Annotated in this window: 15 protein-coding genes; 12 read left to right on the top strand and 3 right to left on the bottom strand. The window is 51.4% G+C overall.

Translation table 11 applies throughout. The annotated features are described in order from the left end of the window. Positions 1–76: 76 nt before the first annotated feature. The 3 genes from tal (at position 77) to ETV65_RS13075 (ending at position 3,208) form a co-directional block, all read left to right on the top strand. The gene (gene tal, locus ETV65_RS13085; protein ID WP_129953253.1) at positions 77–1,030 is read left to right on the top strand and encodes a transaldolase; all 954 of its coding nucleotides are present in this window, start codon (positions 77–79) and stop codon (positions 1,028–1,030) included. Positions 1,031–1,155: 125 nt separating this feature from the next. Then, positions 1,156–1,743 (top strand): molybdopterin adenylyltransferase, encoded by a 588-nt coding sequence (gene mog / locus ETV65_RS13080; RefSeq protein WP_129953252.1) that lies wholly within the window; start codon positions 1,156–1,158, stop codon positions 1,741–1,743. Between the two features lie 142 nt (positions 1,744–1,885). After that, complete coding sequence (locus ETV65_RS13075; RefSeq protein ID WP_129953251.1) at positions 1,886–3,208, top strand: MFS transporter; 1,323 nt, start codon at positions 1,886–1,888, stop codon at positions 3,206–3,208. 64 nt (positions 3,209–3,272) lie between these two features. Here the strand turns inward: ETV65_RS13075 and satP are convergent, their stop codons facing one another. After that, a complete protein-coding gene (gene satP / locus ETV65_RS13070; RefSeq protein WP_129953250.1) occupies positions 3,273–3,872 on the bottom strand; it encodes an acetate uptake transporter in 600 nt (199 codons plus the stop codon). Positions 3,873–4,190: 318 nt separating this feature from the next. Between satP and dnaK the strand changes: the two genes are divergently transcribed. The 4 genes from dnaK to nhaR all read left to right on the top strand — a co-directional run bounded on the left by dnaK (position 4,191) and on the right by nhaR (position 9,654). Further along, positions 4,191–6,092: a molecular chaperone DnaK gene (dnaK, locus tag ETV65_RS13065; protein WP_129953249.1), complete on the top strand. Its 1,902-nt coding sequence runs from the start codon at positions 4,191–4,193 to the stop codon at positions 6,090–6,092. A gap of 99 nt (positions 6,093–6,191) precedes the next feature. Beyond that, positions 6,192–7,325, top strand: coding sequence for a molecular chaperone DnaJ (gene dnaJ / locus ETV65_RS13060; protein ID WP_047605755.1), 1,134 nt, complete (start codon positions 6,192–6,194; stop codon positions 7,323–7,325). 229 nt (positions 7,326–7,554) lie between these two features. Further along, a complete protein-coding gene (nhaA, locus tag ETV65_RS13055; protein WP_129953248.1) occupies positions 7,555–8,730 on the top strand; it encodes a Na+/H+ antiporter NhaA in 1,176 nt (391 codons plus the stop codon). Between the two features lie 33 nt (positions 8,731–8,763). Further along, positions 8,764–9,654, top strand: a complete 891-nt coding sequence (nhaR, locus tag ETV65_RS13050) for a transcriptional activator NhaR (RefSeq protein WP_129953247.1) — start codon at positions 8,764–8,766, stop codon at positions 9,652–9,654. Positions 9,655–9,728: 74 nt separating this feature from the next. Here the strand turns inward: nhaR and rpsT are convergent, their stop codons facing one another. Further along, entirely contained in the window at positions 9,729–9,992 is a 264-nt protein-coding gene (gene rpsT / locus ETV65_RS13045) for a 30S ribosomal protein S20 (protein WP_013577064.1), read from the bottom strand. Positions 9,993–10,431: 439 nt separating this feature from the next. On the opposite strand from rpsT, the gene ribF reads away from it, so the two are divergent. The 5 genes from ribF to ispH all read left to right on the top strand — a co-directional run bounded on the left by ribF (position 10,432) and on the right by ispH (position 16,164). Further along, positions 10,432–11,370: a bifunctional riboflavin kinase/FAD synthetase gene (gene ribF, locus ETV65_RS13035; protein WP_129953246.1), complete on the top strand. Its 939-nt coding sequence runs from the start codon at positions 10,432–10,434 to the stop codon at positions 11,368–11,370. 61 nt (positions 11,371–11,431) lie between these two features. After that, entirely contained in the window at positions 11,432–14,248 is a 2,817-nt protein-coding gene (gene ileS, locus ETV65_RS13030) for an isoleucine--tRNA ligase (protein WP_129953245.1), read from the top strand. Continuing rightward, complete coding sequence (gene lspA / locus ETV65_RS13025) at positions 14,248–14,754, top strand: signal peptidase II (protein WP_015698717.1); 507 nt, start codon at positions 14,248–14,250, stop codon at positions 14,752–14,754. The genes ileS and lspA overlap by 1 nt, the downstream gene beginning before the upstream one ends. Before the next feature lie 5 nt (positions 14,755–14,759). Beyond that, positions 14,760–15,230 (top strand): FKBP-type peptidyl-prolyl cis-trans isomerase, encoded by a 471-nt coding sequence (gene fkpB / locus ETV65_RS13020; protein ID WP_129953244.1) that lies wholly within the window; start codon positions 14,760–14,762, stop codon positions 15,228–15,230. After that, positions 15,211–16,164, top strand: coding sequence for a 4-hydroxy-3-methylbut-2-enyl diphosphate reductase (ispH, locus tag ETV65_RS13015; protein WP_129953243.1), 954 nt, complete (start codon positions 15,211–15,213; stop codon positions 16,162–16,164). The genes fkpB and ispH overlap by 20 nt, the downstream gene beginning before the upstream one ends. A gap of 66 nt (positions 16,165–16,230) precedes the next feature. On the opposite strand, the gene ETV65_RS13010 is transcribed toward ispH, so the two are convergent. Further along, positions 16,231–17,106: an SMP-30/gluconolactonase/LRE family protein gene (locus ETV65_RS13010; RefSeq protein WP_129953242.1), complete on the bottom strand. Its 876-nt coding sequence runs from the start codon at positions 17,104–17,106 to the stop codon at positions 16,231–16,233. Positions 17,107–17,216 lie beyond the last annotated feature (110 nt).

Below are 17,216 nucleotides of genomic sequence, written 5' to 3'. Positions count from 1 at the left end.
TTGCATGTTATCATCAGCCAAAGGCAAGGCATGAAAATGTCTATACGAAAACGTCCAAACGATGAGATATGCCAAAATGACCGATAAACTGACTTCCCTACGCCAAATAACTCAGGTTGTAGCTGACACCGGAGATATCGCGGCAATGAAGTTGTACCAGCCGCAGGATGCGACCACTAATCCGTCTCTGATCCTCAGCGCTGCCCAAATCCCTGAATACCGTAAACTGATCGACGAAGCTATCGCCTGGGCACGTGACCAGAGCAGCGATCATGACCAGCAGATTACTGATGCCGCTGACAAACTGGCAGTGAACATCGGTCTGGAAATCCTGAAACTGGTCCCGGGCCGTATTTCAACAGAAGTTGATGCACGTCTGTCATACGATACTGATGCAAGCGTGGCCAAAGCCAAACGCCTGATCAAACTCTACAATGATGCGGGTATCAGCAATGACCGTATCCTGATCAAACTGGCTTCGACCTGGCAGGGCATCCGCGCTGCTGAGAAACTGGAAAAAGAAGGCATCAACTGTAACCTGACGCTGCTGTTCTCCTTCGCTCAGGCGCGTGCTTGTGCTGAAGCGGGGGTCTTCCTGATTTCTCCGTTCGTTGGCCGTATCCTTGACTGGTACAAAGCCAACGGTGACAAAAAAGAGTTCGCACCGCATGAAGATCCGGGCGTCGTGTCGGTGACCGAAATCTACGAATACTACAAACAACACGGCTATGAAACTGTCGTGATGGGTGCAAGCTTCCGTAACATTGGCGAAATCATCGAACTGGCAGGCTGTGACCGCCTGACCATCGCCCCTACGCTGCTGAAAGAACTGGCAGAAAGCGAAGGCCCGCTGGAGCGCAAACTGTCCTTCTCCGGTGAAACCAAGCCACGCCCTGCACCACTGACTGAATCTCAGTTCTACTGGGAGCATAACCAGGATCCAATGGCGATCGACAAACTGGCTGACGGTATCCGTAAGTTTGCAGTCGATCAGGGTAAACTGGAAAAAATGATTTCTGATTTGCTGTAATCAGCGCTCTGTTTCAGCATAAAGCGGCTAATCAGCCGCTTTTTTTATGGCTGTGATAAAACCACTGGCCGGTTACCGATATACTGAGTGCTGTGACTACGAAGAAAATGCTGTGGAGAAATAGCATGGATACATTACGAATTGGTCTGGTATCAGTATCGGACCGCGCATCGAGCGGCGTTTATCAGGACAAAGGAATTCCGGCGCTGGAAGAATGGCTGCAAAAAGCGCTGATTACGCCCTTTAAGCTGGAAAAAAAACTGATCCCCGACGAGCAGCCGCTGATTGAACAGGCGATTAGCGAACTGGTCGATGAAAGCGGTTGTCATCTGGTACTGACTACCGGGGGAACCGGGCCTGCGCGTCGTGATGTCACGCCGGATGCCACCCTGGCTGTGGCCGACCGGGAAATGCCCGGCTTTGGCGAACAGATGCGCCAGATCAGCCTGCACTTCGTGCCGACGGCGATTTTATCGCGTCAGGTTGGGGTGATTCGCAAACAGGCGTTGATCCTGAATTTACCCGGCCAGCCGAAATCCATTCAGGAAACGCTGGAAGGGCTGAAGGATGCGGACGGTAAAGTGATAGTTTCCGGCATTTTTGCCAGCGTGCCTTATTGTATCCAGTTACTCGACGGGCCCTATATTGAAACCCATGATGAGGTGGTAGCAGCTTTCCGTCCGAAAAGTGCCCGCCGCGATACAAAAAACTGAATACCGTTCCTTTTTGAAATTTAGCGATGTTAAGCGTCAGACACGACTGGTGTGAAAAATATTTGCCGATATAGTAATAATTACTTTACAAAAGGTGGCAAAAACCTTTCCATTTTTTCACTCTGGTGTCTGACGGTATCCTATGCAACACGCACAATCGCGCCGGTTGAACCGGCAGGACTTCAAAACGCTTTCCCTCGCTGCACTGGGCGGCGCCCTGGAATTTTACGACTTTATCATTTTTGTCTTCTTCGCTGCGGTGATTGGCGATCTCTTCTTCCCGGCCAATATGCCCGACTGGCTCCGTCAGGTTCAGACCTTTGGTATTTTTGCTGCCGGTTATCTGGCGCGTCCGCTGGGCGGCATTATCATGGCACACTTCGGGGATTTGGTCGGCCGTAAGCGCATGTTCAGTCTGAGCATTTTGCTGATGGCATTACCCACGCTGGCGATGGGGATGTTGCCAACATACGCCTCGATTGGCATGGCGGCTCCGCTGTTACTGTTGCTGATGCGCCTGTTACAAGGGGCAGCAATTGGCGGCGAAGTGCCGGGCGCATGGGTATTTGTCGCCGAACATGTACCACGTAACCGCATCGGTTTCGCTTGCGGCACTCTCACAGCCGGTTTAACGCTGGGGATCCTGCTGGGTTCTCTGGTGGCAACTTTACTGAACACCAGCATGACACCAGCCGCCATCAGTCAGTATGGCTGGCGTATTCCGTTCTTCATAGGCGGAGTTTTTGGTCTGATCGCGATGTATCTGCGCCGTTGGTTACAGGAAACGCCTGTCTTCATTGAAATGAAAACGCGTAAGGCGCTGGCGGAAGAACTACCCTTGAAAGCCGTCATTGCCAATCACAAAAAAGAAGTCGTGGTATCAATGCTGATGACCTGGCTGTTATCAGCGGGCATCGTGGTGGTGATCCTGATGACCCCCACCTGGTTGCAGAAGCAGTTCGGCATTCCGGCGGCGGCGGCATTACAGGCAAATTGTCTGGCCACCGTGGCGCTGATGTTCGGGTGCATTATTTCGGGCAGCATTGTTGATCGCCTCGGAGCCAGCAAAACCTTTATCTTCGGCAGCCTGTTCCTCGGGATTTGCAGCGCTGCTTTTTATCACATGGTCGCGGCAGACGCCTCAGTGCTGATGGGCATGTATGCGCTGGCAGGGCTAAGCGTGGGCGTAGTTGGCGCCGTACCTTACGTGATGGTGCGGGCGTTTCCGGCGGAAGTCCGTTTTACCGGCATCTCTTTTTCATACAATGTGGCCTACGCGATTTTCGGTGGTCTGACGCCCGTCTTTGTCACATTGTTCATGCGTCTGACACCGATGGCTCCCGCCTGGTATGTGCTGGCTTTGTCGGCGATTGGCTTGCTGACCGGTCTTTATCTCAGCCGTGATTTGGACAGCGAAACGACCCGCACAGCGAAATTTTCCGAGGGTGCCGCTTCCGGCCAGTGATTGGGTTTTATGTCTAAAAAAGCCCTGCTGCAATGCAGGGCTTTTTGCGCGTGGCTGAGGGCACTTATGCCACAACGGCGTCAACTTGCGGAGCGTGGTTTTTTGGCTCACCGACTGGCAAAACAGTACGGCCATATTGCTCGTTCAGCACTTCGGCCATCGCCAGGTAAATCGCGCTGGCGCCGCAGAAGATGCCTTCAAAGCCAGCAAAATGCAGAACAGCAGCATTCCCGGTCATATTTCCATAGCAAAGCAGGGCGAACAAAATCGTCAGACTGCCAAAAACAACCTGTATACCGCGGTTTGCTTTCAGGGTGCCAAAAAACATGAATAAGGTGAACACACCCCAGATGCCGAGATAAGCACCGAGGAAAGCTTCGCTACTGGCATCGGCCATGCCCATGCGCGGTAGCATTAAGATGCCGACCAGGCTTAACCAGAACGCGCCATAAGAAGTGAATGCGGTGGTACCGAACGTATTCCCTTTTTTAAATTCCATCATCCCGGCAAGAATTTGAATCAAACCACCATAAAAAATCCCCATACTGACAATGACTGCGGTCAGAGGGAAAAAACCCGCGTTGTGTAAATTTAATAAGATTGTGGTCATACCAAATCCCATCAGCCCGAGCGGGCCTGGATTTGCCAACGTTTTGCTGTGCATAGATCCTCTGTATCGGAATTATTATTAATTGATAATCGGGGGAAGAAACGCTTGGGAAATGGGCAAAAAACCCACATATCGTAGAAGCGCGCGGCATCATAAGGAGGGTTGCGTCAGCAAACATTGATCTGGCGTAACAGCAATTGAAGATTTTTTTTCACTTTGCCCCTTGATGCTGAGCGGCATGGCCCCATCTTATTCCCAACCGCAGTTGTTACCGTCGGGAAATCCGTTAAATGGGGCTGTTGAAATCGTAAAGATCGGCCACATATACAGTAGCAACCTGAACGAATATGAATTTAAGTGGAGACGTTTTAGATGGGTAAAATTATTGGGATCGACCTGGGCACCACCAACTCTTGTGTAGCTATCATGGATGGCACGACTGCTCGTGTACTGGAGAATGCTGAAGGCGACCGCACCACTCCTTCCATCATCGCTTATGCGGCAGATGGCGAGACTCTGGTAGGTTCTCCGGCTAAACGTCAGGCTGTGACTAACCCGCAGAATACCCTGTTTGCGATCAAGCGCCTGATTGGCCGTCGCTTCCAGGATGAAGAAGTACAACGTGATAAAGGCATCATGCCTTACCAGATCGTAAGCGCTGACAATGGTGATGCGTGGATCGACGTTAAAGGTCAAAGAATCGCACCGCCGCAGATCTCTGCCGAAGTGTTGAAGAAAATGAAGAAAACCGCTGAAGATTATCTGGGCGAACCGGTAACTGAAGCTGTTATCACCGTACCTGCTTACTTCAACGATGCTCAGCGTCAGGCAACGAAAGACGCCGGCCGTATCGCAGGTCTGGAAGTCAAACGTATCATCAACGAACCGACTGCTGCAGCACTGGCGTATGGTCTGGATCGCGAAATCGGCAACCGTACTATCGCGGTATATGACCTGGGTGGTGGTACTTTCGATATCTCTATTATCGAAATTGATGAAGTTGACGGTGAAAAAACCTTTGAAGTACTGGCGACCAACGGTGACACTCACCTTGGTGGTGAAGACTTCGATAGCCGTATGATCAACTATCTGGTTGAAGAATTTAAGAAAGAGCAAGGCATGGATCTGCGTAACGATCCACTGGCGATGCAACGTCTGAAAGAAGCCGCTGAAAAAGCGAAGATTGAATTGTCTTCTGCTCAGCAAACTGACGTGAACCTGCCGTACATCACTGCTGATGCGACAGGTCCTAAACACATGAACATCAAAGTGACCCGTGCAAAACTGGAATCTTTGGTAGAAGACCTGGTTAACCGTTCTATCGAACCACTGAAAGTAGCGCTGAAAGACGCAGGTCTGTCAGTTTCTGATATTCAGGACGTTATCCTGGTGGGTGGTCAGACCCGTATGCCAATGGTTCAGAAGAAAGTTGCAGATTTCTTCGGTAAAGAACCACGTAAAGACGTGAACCCGGACGAAGCTGTGGCAATCGGTGCAGCGGTTCAGGGTGGTGTATTGGCAGGTGATGTGAAAGATGTTCTGCTGCTGGATGTAACGCCGTTGTCTCTGGGTATCGAGACCATGGGCAGCGTGATGACTCCGCTTATTACCAAAAACACCACTATCCCGACTAAACACAGCCAGGTGTTCTCTACTGCGGAAGACAACCAGTCTGCAGTCACCATCCATGTGTTGCAGGGTGAACGTAAGCGTGCAAGTGATAACAAATCTCTGGGTCAATTCAACCTGGACGGTATTCAGGCAGCACCACGCGGTCAGGCTCAGATCGAAGTCACCTTCGACCTTGATGCCGACGGTATCCTGCATGTGTCTGCGAAAGACAAAAATACCGGCCGTGAGCAGAAGATCACTATCAAGGCATCTTCTGGTCTGAGCGAAGAAGAAATCCAGAAAATGGTTAATGATGCTGAAGCCAATGCCGAATCTGACCGTAAGTTTGAAGAACTGGTTCAGACCCGCAACCAGGCGGATCATCTGATCCACGGTACCCGTAAGCAACTGGAAGAAGCGGGCGACAAACTGCCAGCTGAAGACAAAACTGCCGTAGAAGAAGCCCTGAAAGCACTGGAAGTGTCTGCTAAAGGTGAAGATAAGGCTGATATCGAAGCGAAAATCCAGGCGCTGGTACAGGTTTCCGGCAAACTGATGGAAATGGCTCAGCAGCAAGGCCAGACAGAAGGCGGCGACACCAGCGCGCAGAAAGATGATGACGTTGTTGACGCTGAATTCGAAGAAGTTAAAGACAAAAAATAATCGCCCTTAAGCGGGCACAGTAAGAAGCTTTACTGATAACCAGCACGGGCGTCGAGGAAACTCTACGCCCGTGCACGCATGTTGAGGGTAGGTTAAAGCATGGCGAAGCAAGATTATTACGAGATTTTAGGCGTATCCAAAACAGCGGATGAGCGTGAAATCAAAAAGGCTTATAAGCGTCTGGCGATGAAACATCACCCTGACCGTAATCAGGGCGATAAAGAATCGGAAAGTAAATTCAAAGAAATTAAAGAAGCTTATGAAATTCTGACCGATGCGCAAAAGCGTGCGGCCTATGACCAGTACGGTCATGCAGCCTTTGAGCAAGGTGGCATGGGCGGTGGTGGCGGTGGCTACGGCGGCGGTGCAGATTTCAGCGACATCTTTGGTGACGTCTTTGGCGACATCTTTGGCGGCGGTCGCCGTCAGCGTGCCAGCCGGGGTTCAGACCTGCGTTACAACATGGATCTGACTCTGGAAGAGGCCGTTCGTGGTGTCACCAAAGAAATCCGCATCCCGACACTGGATGAATGTGACGTTTGTCACGGCAGCGGCGCGAAAGCGGGTAGCTCTCCGGCCACCTGTCCGACCTGTCATGGTGCAGGCCAGGTTCAGATGCGTCAGGGCTTCTTCACAGTTCAGCAAGCGTGTCCGACCTGTCAGGGTCGCGGTAAAGTGATTAAAGATCCGTGCACAAAATGTCACGGACATGGTCGCGTAGAACGTTCAAAAACGCTGTCAGTGAAAATTCCTGCGGGTGTGGATACGGGCGACCGTATTCGTCTGGAAGGTGAAGGCGAAGCCGGTGAGCATGGTGCTCCGTCAGGGGACCTGTACGTCCAGGTTCAGGTTAAAGCGCACAAAATCTTTGAGCGTGAAGGTAATAACCTGTACTGCGAAGTACCAATCAACTTCGCCATGGCGGCACTGGGTGGCGAAATTGAAGTGCCAACGCTTGATGGTCGCGTGAGCCTGAAAATCCCGGCTGAAACGCAAACGGGGAAAATGTTCCGTATGCGCGGACGCGGCGTAAAATCTGTCCGTGGTGGTGCTCAGGGCGACCTGATGTGCCGTGTGGTGGTAGAAACTCCGGTCAGTCTGAACGAGAAGCAGAAGCAGTTGCTGCGGGATCTGGAAGAAAGTTTTGGCGGTGTTTCGGGTGAAAAAAACAGCCCGCGCTCCAAAAGCTTCCTCGACGGCGTGAAAAAGTTTTTTGATGATCTGACCCGCTAACCATTCGCTGGATACAGCGATGCAGAGCCAGACAACATCCCCGGCAGCGGTTAACGCGCCGGGGATTTTTTATGCATTCTGATGTAAAAAGGGAAATCCAATGCCTCGTAAAAAACGAGCTATAATGCAGAAATAATCGACTTTTTACGAAGTGATTGTTTGCGTACAATTCAGACATTCCATTGTGGTAAGCATTTTCTTGCCACGTTTTTTCTACAGGAGAATCAGGATGTCGAATATTATTCGTCAGTTTTTACGGATGGAAGCCGCCGGTGGTGTGGTGTTAATCATTGCAGCCATCGTGGCATTAATCATGGCGAACAGCCCGTTGCAGGGAGTTTATCAGGCGTTTCTCGATGTTCCCGTCACCTTACGTTTTTCCGAACTTCTGATCGACAAGCCACTTTTGCTGTGGATTAACGATGGCCTGATGGCGGTTTTCTTTCTGATGATTGGTCTGGAAGTAAAGCGGGAGATGTGTGAAGGTGCGCTGGCCAATCGCCAGCAGGCGATGTTTCCTGCCATTGCTGCGCTCGGTGGTATGGTTGTTCCGGCATTAATCTATTTACTGTTTAACGGCGGCGATGAAATCGCCCGTCAGGGGTGGGCTATTCCGGCAGCAACGGACATTGCGTTTGCGCTGGGTGTAATGGCGCTGCTGGGCTCGCGTGTACCAACCGGGTTAAAAGTGTTCCTGCTGGCTCTGGCGATTATTGATGACCTGGGTGCCATTGTGATCATTGCTCTGTTTTATAGCCATGATGTGTCGATGATGGCGCTGGGTTTATCGGCGGTCTGCATCGCGGCCCTGGCTTTCCTGAACTGGCGCGGAGTAACAAAGCTGACGCCTTACCTGCTGATTGGTGCCGTATTCTGGGTCTGTGTGCTGAAATCAGGGATTCACGCGACGCTGGCGGGTGTCATCCTTGGTTTCTTAATTCCGTTAAGGACCAAAGAGAATAAAAAATCACCGGCACGCCGTCTGGAACATGGGATCCATCCTTATGTTTCCTGGTTTATTTTGCCGATGTTCGCGTTCGCCAATGCCGGTATCTCATTGCAGGGTGTGACGGTCGCGGGTTCATTCTCAACATTACCCATGGGTATTGCTGCCGGGCTTGTGCTCGGTAAGCCGCTGGGTATTATGTTGTTCGGGGGGATCGCGTTGAAATCAGGAATGACACGTCTGTCATCCGGCATAACCTTTAGTCAGATTGCGGCAGTTTCCGTGCTGTGTGGCATCGGTTTCACTATGTCGATTTTCATCGGTTCTCTGGCTTTTGCAACGCTTGAACCCGCGCTGCTGACATATGCAAAAATGGGTATACTGATGGGTTCAGTCGCATCAGCGGTTCTGGGATACCTGCTCCTGAGCCGGGCCTTACCGAAGAAACGTACAGCATAATGCTGACTTTATACTTCAGGAAAGGGTGAAACCATGCCTCATATTAATTACAACCATTTGTATTATTTCTGGCACGTATGCAAATCAGGTTCAGTTGTAGGGGCGGCAGAAGCATTACATCTTACTCCGCAAACCATCACCGGACAGATTAAGTCTCTGGAAGAACGGTTGGATGGGAAACTTTTTAAACGGCTGGGGCGGGGGCTGGTGCCTTCTGAACTGGGGCAACTGATTTACCGCTATGCCGATAAAATGTTCACTCTCAGTCAGGAAATGCTGGATATTGTGAATTACCGCAAAGAGGCGAGCCTGCTATTTGATGTAGGTGTGGCGGATGCGTTATCCAAACGACTGGTCAGCCGTGTGCTGGAAGCTGCGGTGCCGCCGGACAACGCACAAATTCACCTGCGCTGTTTTGAATCGACTCACGAAATGCTGCTTGAACAGCTGAGTCAGCATAAACTGGACATGATTTTGTCAGATTGCCCGGTGGATTCTACCCAGCAGGAAGGGTTGTTTTCGGTCAAACTGGGTGAAAGTCCGATCAGCTTCTTTTGTTGTAATCCGCCGTCAGGCATGGATTTTCCGGATTGCCTGGAGCATCGTCCATTACTCATCCCCGGCCGGCGTTCGATGCTGGGACGTAAGTTGCTTAACTGGTTTAATACGCAGGGGTTGAAGGTCAATATTCTTGGTGAGTTTGACGATGCCGCGCTGATGAAAGCGTTTGGAATGAACAACGATGCGATATTTGTCGCTCCGGCCGTTTATTCATCAACTGAATTTCAGGATGAGAAAATCGAGGAAGTCGGGCGCGTCGAAGGAATTATGGAAGAGTATTACGTGATTTTTGCCGAAAGAATGATTCAACATCCTTCTGTGCAGAGGATTTGTTACACCGACTTTTCAGCATTGTTTGAGTAGAAATTACTCAACTTTAAGATATAAAAAAACCGGCGTGAGCCGGCTTTTTTATCAAGCAATTCAGCGTAATGCGATTATTGCATTGCGTTGATTTGCGCAGTCAGGTTTGACTTATGACGCGCTGCTTTGTTTTTGTGGATCAGGCCTTTGCAAGACTGACGGTCCACGATTGGTTGCATTTCGTTAAATGCGTTTTGTGCAGCAGCTTTGTCGCCTGCTGCAATAGCCGCGTATACCTTCTTGATAAAGGTACGCATCATAGAACGACGGCTCGCGTTGTGCTTACGGCGTTTTTCTGACTGTACGGCGCGTTTCTTAGCTGATTTGATATTAGCCAAGGCCAACTCCCAAATATTTTTCTATTGATGAACAATTCAAAGGCCGAGGAATATGCCTTTTCGGTCTTCTTTTGTCAACGGATTTGTGCAAATAAGCGGCGTTTTAAAGAGTGAACTTTACTCGTCGCTTGTTACGTTGTGATGGCGCAGGATTTTAACAGCTTCCGGCATCGGAATACAGTCTTTCGCGAGAAAAATCGACAGGAGAGTGTACAAACTGCCCACTACGGCCATTAACGCTTTGTTTATGCGAAAAGTCACGCATTCCCTGTATGCAACGAAAGATTTTCATCGCCACGCCGCCATTTGAACCGCAATATCTGCCGTATGCAAGAGAGAATGGTGTGATCCTGCTAATCGCTGGTTAACCTTGGAGGCTGTACAAGGTATAATCCGCCGATTTCCATCGTTATGAGTCAGCATTGGATTTGAGCCAGCTATGGAGCTAATTCGCGGAATACACAATATTCGGGCACGTCATCATGGGTGTGTGCTGACTATTGGCAATTTTGATGGTGTACACCGTGGCCACCAGGCCCTGATTGAACAGCTTAAGCTGGAAGGTCAACGTCTGGGACTGCCGGTGATGGTAATGATTTTTGAGCCCCAGCCTCTGGAACTGTTTGCCGGTGATAAAGCACCTGCACGCCTGACCAGTTTGCGCGATAAGGCCAAGTATCTCGCTGAGTGCGGCGTAGATTACCTTTTATGTGTCCGCTTCGAGCCACGGTTCGCAGCACACATGGCACAGGCATTTATCTCGCAGCTGCTGGTTGAAAAGCTGGGCGTCAGGTTCCTGACTGTCGGGGATGATTTCCGCTTTGGGGCCAGCCGTCTCGGGGATTTTGAGCTATTACAGAAGGCCGGTGAAGAATACGGTTTTGAAGTGATCAGCACGCAAACTTTCCGTGAAGGTGGGAACCGCATCAGCAGCACGGCGATCCGTAATGCGTTGCGTGACGATGATCTGGCGCTGGCCGAGAATTTACTGGGTCACCCGTTCAGCATCTCTGGCCGTGTCGTACACGGTGATAAACTCGGGCGTACTATCGGCTTCCCGACGGCGAACGTGCCGTTGAAGCGGGTCGTCTCTCCGGTGCGCGGTGTGTATGCAGTTGAAGTCTTAGGCCTCGGGCCTGAACCGTTGCCGGGCGTGGCGAACATTGGAATACGCCCGACAGTCGGTGGTGTGCGCAAGCAGTTGGAAGTGCACCTGCTCGACACCACATTAGATTTATACGGGCGCCACATTGATGTGGTGCTCCGCGCGAAATTGCGCAACGAACAGCGTTTCTCCTCGCTTGATGCTTTAAAGCAACAAATTGCGAACGATGAAGTGACGGCCCGTGAATTCTTTGGGTTAAAGACACTGCGCTAAACATGTACTGACAGGCCTGTAACAAAGCCTGGAATCCAGCCGAAAACGGAACCGAGAATCTATGAGTGACTACAAGAACACCCTGAATTTGCCGGAAACAGGGTTCCCGATGCGTGGCGATCTGGCCAAGCGTGAACCTGACATGCTGAAGAATTGGTATGACCAGGATCTGTACGGGATTATTCGTGCTGCCAAGAAAGGCAAGAAAACCTTTATTTTGCATGACGGCCCTCCGTATGCGAACGGCAGCATTCATATTGGTCACTCAGTCAATAAAATTCTTAAAGACATGATCGTTAAGTCCAAAGGGCTGGCGGGCTTTGATGCCCCGTATGTGCCAGGCTGGGATTGTCATGGTCTGCCGATCGAGCTGAAAGTCGAACAACTGATCGGTAAGCCGGGTGAGAAAGTCACGGCAGCGGAATTTCGCGAAGCCTGCCGTAAATATGCAGCAGAACAGGTTGAAGGTCAGAAGAAAGACTTCATCCGTCTGGGCGTATTAGGTGACTGGGATCATCCGTACCTGACGATGGATTTCAAAACTGAAGCCAACATCATTCGTGCACTGGGTAAAATCATCGGTAACGGCCACCTGCACAAAGGGGCTAAGCCGGTTCACTGGTGTACAGATTGCGGTTCATCACTGGCAGAAGCAGAGGTCGAGTATTACGACAAAACCTCTCCTTCTATAGATGTTGCGTTCAACGCAACTGACGCCGCCGCTGTTGCCGCGAAATTTGGTGTATCAGCGTTTAATGGCCCGATTTCACTGGTAATCTGGACCACTACACCGTGGACCATGCCTGCTAACCGGGCTATTTCACTGAATCCGGAGTTTGCTTATCAGCTGGTTCAGGTGGAAGGTCAGTGTCTGATCCTGGCGACCGATCTGGTTGAAAGCGTCATGAAACGCGCCGGTATCGCAGAATGGACCGTGCTGGGCGAATGTAAAGGCGCAGATCTTGAGCTGTTGCGTTTCAAACACCCGTTCCTCGACTTCGATGTGCCGGCGATCCTTGGCGATCACGTGACGCTCGATGCCGGTACCGGTGCCGTGCATACCGCACCGGGTCACGGCCCGGATGACTTTGTCATCGGCCAGAAATACGGTCTGGAAGTCGCCAATCCGGTAGGGCCGAACGGTTGCTATCTGCCGGGCACTTACCCGACGCTGGACGGTAAATTCGTCTTTAAAGCCAATGACCTGATCGTTGAGTTGCTGCGTGAAAAAGGCGCATTGCTGCACGTTGAGAAAATCACGCACAGCTATCCGTGCTGCTGGCGTCACAAAACGCCAATCATCTTCCGCGCCACGCCACAATGGTTCATCAGCATGGATCAGAAGGGCCTGCGTCAGCAATCTCTGGAAGAGATCAAAGGCGTACAGTGGATCCCGGACTGGGGCCAGGCACGTATTGAAAACATGGTCGCTAACCGTCCTGACTGGTGTATCTCCCGTCAGCGTACCTGGGGCGTGCCGATGTCTCTGTTCGTCCATAAAGACACCGAGCAACTGCATCCGCGCAGTCTTGAGCTGATGGAAGAAGTGGCAAAACGTGTTGAAGTGGATGGCATTCAGGCGTGGTGGGATCTGAATCCGGAAGATATTCTGGGGGCTGACGCGGCTGAATACGTCAAAGTGCCGGATACGCTGGACGTCTGGTTTGACTCCGGTTCAACGCATTCTTCCGTCGTGGATGTGCGTCCTGAGTTCAACGGGCATTCTCCTGATTTGTATCTGGAAGGGTCTGACCAGCATCGCGGCTGGTTCATGTCTTCCCTGATGATTGCGACGGCAATGAAAGGCAAAGCGCCTTACAAGCAAGTGCTGACGCACGGTTTCACCGTGGATGGTCAGGGCCGCAAAATGTCTAAATCCATCGGCAATACCATCGCTCCACAGGATGTGATGAACAAGCTGGGCGGCGATATTCTGCGTCTGTGGGTGGCATCTACGGATTACACGGGCGAAATTGCCGTGTCCGACGAGATCCTGAAACGTGCTGCCGATTCTTACCGCCGTATCCGTAACACTGCGCGCTTCCTGCTGGCGAACCTTAACGGTTTCGATCCTGCGCTGCACAGCGTGGCGCCGGAAGATATGGTGGTGTTGGATCGCTGGGCTGTAGGGCGCGCTAAAGCTGCACAGGAAGAAATCATTGCCGCGTATGAAGCTTATGATTTCCACGGCGTCGTTCAGCGTCTGATGCAGTTCTGCTCGATCGAAATGGGTTCCTTCTACCTGGACATCATCAAAGATCGTCAGTACACCGCAAAAAGTGACAGCATTGCACGTCGCAGTTGCCAGACCGCGCTGTATCACATCAGCGAAGCACTGGTCCGCTGGATGGCACCGATCATGTCGTTCACTGCCGATGAAATCTGGGCTGAATTGCCGGGAAGCCGTGAGAAATTCGTCTTTACCGAAGAATGGTATGACGGTTTGTTCGGTCTGGCAGGAAATGAATCCATGAACGATGCGTTCTGGGATGAGCTGCTCAAAGTGCGTGGTGAAGTGAACAAAGTGATCGAGCAGGCGCGTGCTGATAAACGTCTTGGCGGTTCACTGGAAGCTGCTGTCACCCTGTTTGCTGATGACGCGCTGGCAACTGACCTGCGTTCTCTGGGCAATGAACTGCGCTTCGTGCTGCTGACATCAGGCGCGAAAGTCGCGGCGCTGTCAGAAGCTGACGATGCTGCTCAGCCAAGTGAATTGCTTAAGGGCCTGAAAATTGGTCTGGCGAAAGCGGAAGGCGATAAATGCCCGCGCTGCTGGCATTACACGACTGACGTTGGCCAGAACGCGGAACACAGCGACATCTGCGGTCGCTGTGTCACTAACATCGCCGGTGACGGTGAAGAGCGTAAGTTTGCATAATGAGTAAATCGATTTGTTCCACCGGACTCCGCTGGCTCTGGCTGGCGGTCGTGGTCATCATCGTGGATCTGGGCAGTAAGTTTCTCATTATGGGGAACTTCCAGCTCGGTGAATCCATGCCTTTGATCCCGTATTTAAACCTGTTCTACGCCCAGAATCATGGCGCTGCGTTTAGTTTTCTGGCTGATAAAGGCGGCTGGCAGCGCTGGTTCTTTGCGTTAATTGCGCTGGTGATTGTCGTGGCGCTGGTGGTGCTGATGTATCGCGGCAGCGCGAAGCAAAAGCTGAATAACATCGCTTTTGCGATGATCATCGGCGGGGCGCTGGGCAACTTATTTGATCGTTTGTATCACGGTTTTGTGGTCGATTTTATCGATTTTTATGTCGGTAACTGGCATTTCGCTACGTTCAATCTGGCCGACAGCTTTATCTGTGTCGGCGCAGCCATGGTGGTGTTGGAGGGTTTTCTGGCAAAACCCTCTGAAGCCACAAAGAGTAAAGGATAAGTTCTATGTCTCAGCAGGTGAAACACGACAGCGCTGTACTGGTGCACTTTACGTTGAAGCTGGAAGATGGCTCAACGGCGGAGTCAACCCGCGCCAATGGCAAACCTGCACTGTTTCGCCTTGGCGACAGCAGTTTGTCTGATGCGCTGGAAAATCAGCTGTTAGGGCTGAACGTCGGGGATAAGCGGGCGTTTACGTTAGCCCCTGAATCTGCATTCGGCAGCAAGAGCCCGGATTTGGTTCAGTTCTTCTCCCGCCGTGATTTTCAGGAAACCGGGGTGCCGGACGTGGGCACCATCATGTTGTTCAGTGGTCGTGATGGCAATGAAATGCCGGGCGTTGTCCGTGAAGTGACAGAAGATTCAATCACTGTAGATTTCAACCATCCGCTGGCAGGGCAACATATCGATTTCGATATTGAAGTGCTGGAAATTGACCCGGAACTTGAGGGGAAACATGCAGATATTGCTGGCTAATCCGCGAGGATTTTGTGCGGGTGTTGACCGCGCAATCAGTATTGTGGAACGTGCGCTGGAAATTTACGGCGCACCTATCTATGTCCGCCATGAAGTGGTGCATAACCGTTACGTGGTCGACAGCCTGCGTCAGCGCGGTGCTGTTTTCATTGAGCAAATCAGTGAAGTACCTGATGGATCTATTCTGATCTTCTCCGCTCACGGCGTTTCTCAGGCAGTACGCGCAGAAGCGAAAGCACGTGCCCTGACCATGCTCTTTGATGCCACCTGTCCGCTGGTGACGAAAGTTCATATGGAAGTGGCGCGCGCCAGCCGTAAAGGTACTGAAGCGATTTTGATTGGCCATGCCGGGCATCCTGAAGTGGAAGGCACTATGGGGCAGTACAGCAACCCGAAAGGGGGAATGTATCTGGTCGAAGCACCTGAAGATGTTTATAAATTGCAGGTGAAAGACGAGAATAATCTGTGCTTTATGACCCAAACCACGCTGTCGGTCGATGATACTTCTGCGGTGATTGATGCGCTTCGCGAACGTTTCCCGAAAATCATCGGGCCGCGTAAAGATGATATTTGTTATGCCACGACTAACCGTCAGGAGGCCGTGCGTACGCTGGCTGACGGGGCAGATGTTGTGCTGGTGGTGGGGTCGAAGAATTCCTCGAACTCCAACCGTCTTGCCGAACTGGCGCAGCGCGTCGGCGTACCTTCTTATCTGATTGATTCGGCGGCTGATATTCAGGAAAGCTGGCTGAAAGATGCGAAAAGCATCGGCGTGACCGCAGGCGCATCGGCACCGGATATTCTGGTGCAGGATGTGATCAGCAAGCTGAAAACTTTTGGCGGACTTGATGTCATCAACATCGAAGGGCGCGAAGAAAATATTGTATTTGAAGTGCCAAAAGAACTGCGTGTCGATGTGCGTCAGATCGACTGAGCGCAGAATCTGAATGAAAAACCGGCTCAATGTGGCCGGTTTTTTTATGTCTGCACTTTTATGGCATCAATGAGGCAGGAGTTTGAATAAATTTTGCGGCGAGCCGACCGTGGTAGTTTCCACATGCAGTAACGCGCCTTCCAGTGCATGCGGTGCATCGAGATTTTTGCGTGCCGAGGTGATAAACAGTTCTGTCATATCCGGACCGCCAAAGGTGCAACAACTGGGTTGTGTCACCGGCACCGGTTGCGTATCCAGCGTGAGCAGTTCACCCTGATTGATTTGCTGGCGAAGCAGGCATTTTGAGCCCCAGCAGGCGGTGATCAGCCAGCCATTCAGTGCCAGCGCAGAGCCATCAGGGATCTTATCACCCGAAGAAAAACAGGATATTTTCAGCGGATTGATGCGGCGGGCATTGGCGGAGAAGAAACGTTTCTTTTTGCTGTCTGCAAACCATACCTTGCCTTCATACCAGACCAGAGTATTGGTACACCCGACATTATCAAGCATCATTTCCGGCCTTTCTGTACCTGCCTCATAGCGGAACCATTCGCCGTTGTCCTTTTCTTCCTTTATATCCAGTGTGCCAAACCACAGTGAGCCATCAGGCGCAATGGCCGCTTCATTCGGACGCGTGCCTTCTGCGCCGGGATAATCACAAAGCTTCTGGCGGCTTTTCTGTTCGTAATCGTAGAGATGTATCCCGTCGACGGAAACCAGCAAAAACTGATTTCTTTTTTCGGTCAGCAACACGGCGCTGGTCAGTGCGGGGAGTTGATGAATTTCGGTTTGCCCGTTATCGGGCCAGTAACGCAGAACACGCTGAGCCAGAATATCGACCCAAAGCAAAGATTGTGTACGCTGGCACCAGACGGGGGTTTCACCCAATTCGGCTCGATAGTCGCCAATGGCAGTAATGTCGGACCGGAAAAATGCTGACATCGCAAAGATCTCCTGCAGGTTACAAATGAATAGAGCGGGTGACTGTCTGTATTCAGTCTAGTCTGGCTTTGGCCGTGGGGGATAGATGAAATGCTGTAAAAAGAAAGGGC

This window comes from Rahnella sp. RFA10(1/100), assembly GCF_004195115.1.
Classification (GTDB): Bacteria; Pseudomonadota; Gammaproteobacteria; order Enterobacterales; family Enterobacteriaceae; genus Rahnella; species Rahnella perminowiae.
This window is presented reverse-complemented; position numbering and strand designations above follow the sequence as displayed.